5 protein-coding genes are annotated in these 4,327 nt (G+C 67.7%); all 5 read right to left on the minus strand.

Annotated elements, in window-relative coordinates:
- Positions 1-181: 181 nt before the first annotated feature.
- Positions 182-2,542: a tetratricopeptide repeat protein gene (locus tag CKO31_RS25265; protein ID WP_200243436.1), complete on the minus strand. Its 2,361-nt coding sequence runs from the start codon at positions 2,540-2,542 to the stop codon at positions 182-184.
- On the minus strand, positions 2,542-3,240 hold the full coding sequence (locus CKO31_RS25270) for an SEFIR domain-containing protein (RefSeq protein ID WP_200243439.1): 699 nt from the start codon (positions 3,238-3,240) through the stop codon (positions 2,542-2,544). The genes CKO31_RS25265 and CKO31_RS25270 overlap by 1 nt, the downstream gene beginning before the upstream one ends.
- 66 nt (positions 3,241-3,306) lie before the next feature.
- Positions 3,307-3,726: a type II toxin-antitoxin system VapC family toxin gene (locus CKO31_RS25275; protein WP_200243442.1), complete on the minus strand. Its 420-nt coding sequence runs from the start codon at positions 3,724-3,726 to the stop codon at positions 3,307-3,309.
- Complete coding sequence (locus tag CKO31_RS25280) at positions 3,719-3,988, minus strand: hypothetical protein (protein WP_200243444.1); 270 nt, start codon at positions 3,986-3,988, stop codon at positions 3,719-3,721. Before CKO31_RS25280 ends, CKO31_RS25275 begins: the two co-directional genes overlap by 8 nt.
- A 127-nt stretch (positions 3,989-4,115) precedes the next feature.
- A partial coding sequence (locus tag CKO31_RS25285; RefSeq protein ID WP_200243446.1) for a hypothetical protein occupies positions 4,116-4,327 on the minus strand: 212 nt, incomplete at its 5' end.

Below are 4,327 nucleotides of genomic sequence, written 5' to 3' on the forward strand. Positions count from 1 at the left end.
GTCTTCACCCCGTCGTGAACCTTTCACGCGAGGTCTACGCCAAGGGGGTCACCCTAACCAACAAGGCCAGGCGCGAAGTCGAAGCGCGGCTGCTGCGCAACCCCGATTTGCCGAAGTGGGATATCCTGATCCGACCCGCCTGCGCTCCCGCATGAGCGGTATAAAATTTTCTGGAAACCGCCTAAAGGGCACAGCGGGCAAGGGTGAGATGGTCGAGGCCGATGGTGAGCAGTGGTGCTTGGTTCTGTTCGCCCCATTCGAGCGTCTGCGCGGCCCGCCTAGCGACCTCGGTGCAGACTGCGACCAACCCCGCCGCGAATGCACTACGATAACCACCTCCGTTGGCGGTTTCTTGGGCGGCAGCGGACCAGGCGGCTCTCTCAGCGTCTGATAGCAGCAAATCGCAGTACCGGAAGCCCATGAACGAGTAAAGGAGCGGATACTGAGGCTGCCGCTCGGCCTGCATCGCTTCGGCTTCGGCGAACGCTGCTCGGGCTTCGGCGTTTGCCCCCTGCTGGTGCAAGGCATCGGCCAACCGAGGACGCTGCTTCACGGGTAGGTGACAATTGTCACTGCGATCACCAACCTCTACAGACCGGCGCGCGTCGGTCACAGCCTCCTGGATCTGACCGAGCGCGAGCTCTAGTTCGCTGAGGTTGCCATAGCTGATGCCGGCTTCCGTCCAGTTCTGTTCGAACACGCGCATCTCGGCCGCTGTTCGCATTGGCTCTAGGGCCTCTGCTAGACGACCTAGCGCGCGCAAGCGGAAGCCTACCTCATGCAAGAGCCAGGCTTGCTCAGGAGCGCTCAACGGTCTAGCCGGGCGTACCCAGGGCTCGTCGAAAAAGCAAGCCGCAGCCGCCAGGTCGGCGCTGATTGCCCCAAGTGTATGGGTGCTATAGCTGCTGCCGGACTCCGTGCCACGTAGGATACGATCATCAAGAATATCAGCGAGCGCCTCGTGCCACTCCCCTGCCAAGCAGCCATGAGCGACGGCTTGGTACAACGGCTGTAGGCCAGGCAGACCGTCCGGGCGGTAGGGGGTGTTCGTCTTGAGCCATTCGTATAGCCGCCGGTGGCCCTCGCACCAGGCGTCGGGGGCACGCTCACGCAGCGTCGCACCCAGGTGCTCGCGGATCAGCGGGTGGGCGTCCACCTGGGTGGCGGCGGGGTCGATGGTGGCTATAAGGTCGGTGCCGGTGTCCGGTTCGGTGGCGGCATCGGGGGCCGGTGCCCCGTTGGCGTCGCGACGCTCGATAAGGCCGGCGTCGGCGAGGTTGGCGAGCGTGATGGTCCAGGTGTCCGTGTCCAGGTCCTGCAGCGGCTCGGTGAGCCCGGCGATGGGCGGTGCTTGGCGCAGGGCGTCCAGCAGCGCCGGCGCGGCGGGGCGGTCGAACAGGCCGAGCAGGTGCAGCGCGGCGACCTCGCGGTGGCGCCCGGCCTGTTGGAACCAGTGCACGTAGGCGGCGACCATGCGCCCGGCGTGGCCGCGGGCGTCCTGGTCGGCGCGCACCAGGTCGATCTCGCCGCGGCGGCGGATGTCGCCGCCCTTGGCGCGAGCGATGAAGCGCCCGAGCAGGGACAGGGTCAGGGCATGGCCGCCAAGGGCACGGCTGGCGGCGCGCAGCTCCGGGTCGAGGCGGGCCTGGGCCGGCGCGATGGCGGCGGCGCCGGCGCGCACGGCGCCGCGGGCGTGCAGCAGCGCGGCGCCGTCGGCCTCATTCAGGCTACCCAGGTCGATGCGCAGCACGCTGCCCCGGAGTGGCCCGGTCGGCTCGATCTCCGACTCGATGGCGGCGTCGGCGCCGCTGCCGTCTGGGGGGCGGACCCACTCCTTCAGGTCCGTGAGCCATTCGCGGCTGGTGAGCAGGCACAGCCCCGGGTGGCCGGCGGCGGCGAGCTGGGTGAGCAGGGCCTTCAGGCCCGGTGCCCGCAGCTCGCCGGCGAGCTGCCCCGGCGGGTGTTGCAGCGGCTCCAGGCCGTCCAGCACCAGCAGGGTCCGGCGGGCCATCAGCGCCTCCGCCAGGGCGCTGCCCTTGTCCGCCGGGTTGGCGGCGGCGTCGATGTCGACGCCGAAGCGCTCGATGGCGTGGGCCAGGAACAGGTCCTCGGAGGCGTTGCGCTGCGCGCCGCTGCCCTGGCTGTAGAAGGTCCAGCCGAGCACTCGCTCGGCCCCGCCCCAGGGCGGGTCGGCGGCGCGTTGGGCATCCAGCCAACGCTTGGCCAGCGCCGTCTTGCCGGTGCCGCCGGGGGCGATGCACTCGACGATGGCGGTTGCGCCGTTCGATGCCCAGGCCCGGTCGAGTGCGGCCAGCTCCGGTCCACGCCCGAGGAAGTGCTCGGCGCCGGCGGGGAGGTGGGTCAGGTCAACGCGCAGGGGGCTTGCGGGCGTGCTGGCGCCGAGCGCCGCCAGCTCCCGCTCGGTCTGTTCAATCTGCTGTTCGAGCGCGAAGCGCTGGGCCGGGTCCGAGGAGATGGCGTGCTCGCGGCGAAAATGCTCAAGCTTGGCTGCCAGGATTTCCCTCGCACTCCGTTCGGCCATCAGCCAAGCTCCCGCAGCTTGGACTCAGCCTCCTCGATCTGCTTGTGCAGCGTGAACTTCTGAGCCGGGTCGGAGCAGATCGCCTCCTGCTCTCGCAGATACTCGAGCTTTTCGCGCCAGATGGCCGCCGCTTGGGAGGGTCGCGGGGCGGGCCTCTGTGCCGGTCCGGCGTTCTCGAACGTGAGCGGCGTGCCCTGGCGGCGCCCTTTGCGCAGGATTGGGCCAAGTGCTCCGGGCTCGACACCGGCCTGATCCAGCAGGGCGTCGTAGAGCGAGTGGTAGGCGGCTTCGGTGGTAAGGCAGTAGTGGCTCTGGCCTCGCAACGGCTCTGGGATCCAACGGGCGTCTGTCGCATGGAACAGGACCGGAATGAAGCGCTTGACGCGGCTGCGGGCGTCGTAGATGGCCTGGGTGATAATCGCGCCCTCCCAGTCCACGCCTTTCCCTTGCTCGGGGGCTTCATGGCCGCGGAAGCGGCGGTAGTAGGTCGGCGTGCAGATCAACAGGACCCGATCCGACTCGTCGAGCTGATCCAGCATCCAGCGCGCCCATCCCTGGTCGGGGGAGCCGTCGACGTACTGGTCGAGCACGGTGCGGATGCCGTCGCGCCGCAGGCGCTCGGACAGCGAAAGGACGCGCTCGCGGTGCGCGTCGGAGTCGTGGCTGTAGCTCAGGAAGACTCTTGGTGCTCTGTCCATGCGTCGAAGCTCATCCAAATCCTGCAAGAATCAGTGACCTTGCCAACAAGATCTCGACATGTGGACCTATGGGCGTTCAGCTCCGGTAGACGGATAGTACCTGAGCTCTTGGACCCGAAACAGCGGCTTGGTCGGCTTCTCGACCGTGATGAGCTCGTCGGCGTTGCCGGCGAGCGCCGAGCTGACATGCAGCGCATCCCTGGGCGCGAGATCGTAGCGGCTTGCCAACTCAAGAGCGCGTTGGGTGATCTCGGGTGCGGATGATACGCAGCGACCGGCGGCGTCGAAGAAGGTGTTCAGGAATGCGACTTCTCTGGCCTTGCCGTGGAAGCTGGGTTTGGGCAGCGTTTCGAGCCGAAGATATTCGCTGGTGACGAAGGTGCGGCCGGCGTCTCCGAGAACGACCAGGGCGGCTTCGGTGGCGGCGTGATCGCCGCGGAATGCGCAGATGAGAACATTGGCGTCGACATAGGTCGTCCTAGTCATCGTCGACCGGCTCTCCTCGCCGTCGCCGCACCTCTGCCAGCACCTCGTCCTGTGTCATGACGGGCATGCCCTCGGCCAGGGCGGCGTCACGAATGGCGCGCAGGCGCTGGCCCAGGGGGCTTTCGCCGGTGCCCGTTGATGACGCCAGCTCCGCGACCGGCTCGACCGTTACCTTGACGGGGCCGGCCGGGAAATCGTCCGGCAAGGTGAGCTGGAGCCGGTGGTCAGCGGAGACCTGCGTTTCGACTGAGATCCTGGTCATGCTGCGCTCGTAGCCTGGTGGACGCTTACCGGAGCATAGAGCAAGGGCCGAGAGGGGGCAAAGCGGTCCAGCCGGCGACTCTGCGAGCAACTACCTGTGTCGTCCGACAACCCCCAGGCTGTTGCCCTCACCCCGCCAGCTTCCCGACCACCGTCTCCACCTGTGCAATCCGCTTGGCAGGCTCCGCCATGTCCATGTTGAACCGCAGCGCGCCGGCGGCCTGATCCAGCTTGTAGTCCTTCGGGCGCGATTGCACGAGCTTGATAAGCCGCATGTGGTCGATGTTCGGCTGCTCGCCGAAGACGATGCGCCCGCCCTTGGGGCCGGCTTCGAGCTTTT

Source organism: Thiohalocapsa halophila, from assembly GCF_016583825.1.
Lineage (GTDB): Bacteria > Pseudomonadota > Gammaproteobacteria > Chromatiales > Chromatiaceae > Thiohalocapsa > Thiohalocapsa halophila.

What these genes read in the sequence shown, in the direction of transcription:
- CKO31_RS25275 (WP_200243442.1), bottom strand. Translation starts at nt 3,726, where the DNA reads ATGACTAGGACGACCTATGTCGACGCCAATGTTCTCATCTGCGCATTC.
- CKO31_RS25280 (WP_200243444.1), bottom strand. Translation starts at nt 3,988, where the DNA reads ATGACCAGGATCTCAGTCGAAACGCAGGTCTCCGCTGACCACCGGCTC.
- CKO31_RS25265 (WP_200243436.1), bottom strand. Translation starts at nt 2,542, where the DNA reads ATGGCCGAACGGAGTGCGAGGGAAATCCTGGCAGCCAAGCTTGAGCAT.
- CKO31_RS25270 (WP_200243439.1), bottom strand. Translation starts at nt 3,240, where the DNA reads ATGGACAGAGCACCAAGAGTCTTCCTGAGCTACAGCCACGACTCCGAC.